The sequence below is a fragment of the Sphingomonas sp. Ant20 genome, from assembly GCF_000783375.1.
In the GTDB taxonomy this organism is placed as follows: Bacteria; Pseudomonadota; Alphaproteobacteria; order Sphingomonadales; family Sphingomonadaceae; genus Sphingomonas; species Sphingomonas aerolata.
On the sequence record NZ_JRVI01000179.1, the window covers coordinates 1 to 3,356 of the forward strand.

The 3,356-nt window shown below is 70.4% G+C and carries 2 protein-coding genes and 2 pseudogenes; 2 read left to right on the forward strand and 2 right to left on the reverse strand.

Translation table 11 applies throughout. The features are described 5' to 3' along the window. Positions 1–398 (forward strand): SPOR domain-containing protein (locus tag NI18_RS17065; RefSeq protein WP_037531710.1); only part of this gene is annotated, 398 nt, incomplete at its 5' end. A 31-nt stretch (positions 399–429) separates the two neighbouring features. On the opposite strand, the pseudogene NI18_RS17070 reads toward NI18_RS17065, so the two are convergent. Further along, positions 430–1,646, reverse strand: a pseudogene (locus tag NI18_RS17070) (amidohydrolase family protein). After that, positions 1,643–2,629, reverse strand: a complete 987-nt coding sequence (locus NI18_RS17075; RefSeq protein WP_031438980.1) for an aspartate carbamoyltransferase catalytic subunit — start codon at positions 2,627–2,629, stop codon at positions 1,643–1,645. The pseudogene NI18_RS17070 and the gene NI18_RS17075 overlap by 4 nt, the downstream one beginning before the upstream one ends. Before the next feature lie 103 nt (positions 2,630–2,732). Here NI18_RS17075 and NI18_RS17080 point away from each other — a divergent pair. Then, positions 2,733–3,356, forward strand: a pseudogene (locus NI18_RS17080) (hypothetical protein); the annotation flags it as partial.

Below are 3,356 nucleotides of genomic sequence, written 5' to 3' on the forward strand. Positions count from 1 at the left end.
ACTGCCCGGCCGGCACGCCGACGATGCTCGCCAGCCGCAGCGAGGGCGCCGTGCTCGCCGCGCGTGCGCAACGCGGCGTGCGCGCGATCTCGGCAGGGACGGGCGACTGGTATGTCCAGATCGGCGCCTATGACAATGCCGGCGTCGCGAGGGCCGCCTGGAGCCAGGCCACGCGTCGCTTCGACGGCTTCTCCGGCCGCCAGCCCAACGGCATGGCGTTCAGGACGAACGGCGAGGCCTATTACCGCCTGTCGGTCGGCGGGTTCGGCCGCGACGAGGCCAATCAGGTGTGCCGGCGCTACCGCGCGACCGGTGGCGCCTGTTTCGTGCGACAGGGCGCCGGCGACCAGATGGCGCTTTGGCTGCGTGGCGGCGGCGTTGAGGTCGCGACCCGCTGAATGACAGGCGGGCTCCGACGCACGATGCCCGTCAGATCTCGCGGCCGCCTTTCCAGACGCGCAGTACCTTGCCCTGCACCGGCAGGCCGTCGAACGGCGTGTTGTTCGCGCTGGCGGCGAACGCGTCGCCGGTGATCTGCACGGCGCCTGAGCGTCGAACAGCAGCAGATCGGCGGGCTTGCCGACCTCGAGCGTCCCGGTGTCGAGCCCGAGCACCGCGGCCGGGTTGCGGCTCAGCAGCGCGAACAGCCCCGACAGCGTGACCCGTTCGTCGCGCACCAGCATCAGCGCGAGCGGCAGCAGCGTCTCGGCCCCCGCCATCCCGGCGCTCGAATCGGCGAAGGGCAGGCGCTTTTCCTCGGGCCCGCGCGGATCATGCGCGGAGCAGATCACGTCGATCGTGCCGTCGGCGACCGCCGCCAGCGCCGCCTGGCGATCTGATTCGCTCCTGAGTGGCGGCGAGAGATGCGCGAAGCTGCGGAAGTCGCTGACCGCGATGTCGGACAAATGGAGATGCGCGGGCGTGATGCCGCAGGTCACCGCCACACCACGACGCTTGGCGGCACGGATCAGGTCGAAGCCTGCGGCGGTCGTCACCTGGCGGATGTGAAGCCGCGCACCGGTGTCCTCGGCCAGCATCAGGTCGCGCGCGATCGCCAGCGCCTCGGCGATCGCGGGGGCGGCGGGCAGGCCAAGCCGGGTCGCGGTTTCGCCTGCGGTCGCCACGGCGCCCGCGGTCAGTCCGCCATCCTCGGCATGCGTGACGACCGCGATGTCGAGGTCGCGCGCATAGGCGAGCACGCGGTGCATGACGCCACTGTCGGCGATCCAGCCCTTGCCGGTGCCGACCGCGCGCGCACCCGCCGACAGGCAGACTGCCATCTCGGCAAGGTCATGACCGGCGAGCGCCTGAGTCGCGGCGGCGATCGGGTGGATCCACAGGTCGGGCTTGCCGATCAGCGCAGCGCGCTGGACGATGCCGGGATCGTCGAGCACGGGCGACTGGTCGGGCATCAGCCCGACGCGGACGATGCCGCCCGCGCGGAACGCGGCCCGGTCAATCTTCGCCACGCCCAGATCGACGATGCCGGGGGCGAGGGTCTTGCCCGCGCAGTCGATCGTCTGCGCATCGGCGGGGATCTCGAACAGCCCGGTCGCCACGACGACGCCGTCGCGGATCAGGAGATTGCCCTTGGTGACGCCGCCGACCGGGCAGACGAGCGTCGCATTGGTGAGCGCGAGGATCATGCCCAGCCCTCCACGCCGCGCGCCCGGCGGGTCAGTACATCGAGGCACGCCATGCGCACCGCAACGCCCATCTCGACCTGCTCGGTGATCGCCGATCGGGCATGGTCGGCGACCGCCGAATCGATCTCGACGCCGCGGTTCATCGGCCCGGGGTGCATCACCAGCGCATCGGGCGCCGCGCGCGCGAGCCGGTCGAGCGTCAGGCCGTAGCGCATCCGGTATTCGCGCGTGGAGGGCACGTACGCGCCGTCCATCCGCTCGTTCTGCAGGCGCAGCATCATGACCACGTCGGCGCCCTCCAGCGCGGCATCGAAATCGGTGAACGGGGTGACCCCCATCTTGTGGATCGCCGCAGGCATCAGCGTCGAGGGTGCGCAGACCCGGACCTCGGCGGCGAGCGCGGTGAGTGCGAGGATGTTCGAGCGTGCGACGCGGCTGTGCAGCACGTCGCCGCAGATCACGACGCGCTGCCCCGCGATCGATCCGCGCCGGCGGCGGATCGTCAGCGCGTCGAGCAGCGCCTGGGTCGGATGTTCGTGGCGGCCGTCGCCTGCGTTCAGGACGGGGCAGTCGACCTTGTCGGCGATCAGCCGCACCGCACCGCTCGCCATGTGGCGGATGACGATGACGTCGGCGCGCATCGCGTTCAGCGTCATCGCGGTGTCGATCAGCGTCTCGCCCTTCTTAACGCTCGACTGCGCGGCGTGCATGTTGACGACGTCGGCGCCGAGCCGCTTGCCCGCGATCTCGAACGACAGCAGCGTGCGCGTGCTGTTCTCGAAGAACGCGTTGATCTGCGTGAGCCCGGCGAGCCGCTTGTCGGGGGTCGCGTGGGTGCGGTTCGCCTCGACCCAGGTTTCCGCCTCGTCGAGCAGGAACGCGATCTCGTGCGGCTGGAGCCCGTCGATCCCGGTCAAGTGCCGGTGCGGGAAGACGGCGCCGCCCTCGATGAGGGTGGCGGGGCGGTGATCTGAACGTTGCATCAAGCGCGCTGGGTAGTGGGCTGCGGCGGCGGGGGCAAGGTTCGTTGCTCGACGCGGGGTGGTTAACCCGGTTTTAGGGGCGGCCTGCGATCAGGGACACATGGTGGGGACTGATAACGAGACTGACGTGACCACGCAGCGCGCGCGGTGGTGGGAGCACGGCTGGTTTATGGTCGCGCTCGTCGTCGCGGCGGCGGTGCCGTTGTTGTGGCCCGCGCTGCCGCCGCTGGGCGATCTGCCGGGGCATATGGGGCGGTGGCACATCGCGATGGCGCTGGGGGATTCGCCCGATTTAACGCGCTATTATACGTTTCACTGGGCACTGATACCCAATCTGGGGATGGACCTGGTGGTGCCTGCGCTCGCCCGTATCTTCGGATTCGAGCCCGCGACGAAGCTGGCGGTGATCGCGATTCCGGTGGTGACGGTCATCGGCCTGTTATGGACCGCGCGCGAGGCGCACGGGCGCGTGCCGCCGACCGCGATCCTTGTGGTGCCGCTCGTTTATGCCTGGCCGTTCCAGTTCGGGTTCGTCAATTTCGCGCTGTCGCAGGCGCTGGCCTTTTGCGCGCTGGCCGTCTGGATCCGCTGGGGGGCGCGCGGGGCGGTTTGCGGTGCGCGCGGTGGCATTCGTTGCGATCGCTCCCGTGCTGTGGGTGGCGCACAGCTTCGGCTGGGGGATGTTCGGGTTGATGGCGGCGGCCGCCGAACTCGCGCGGTTGCGGGC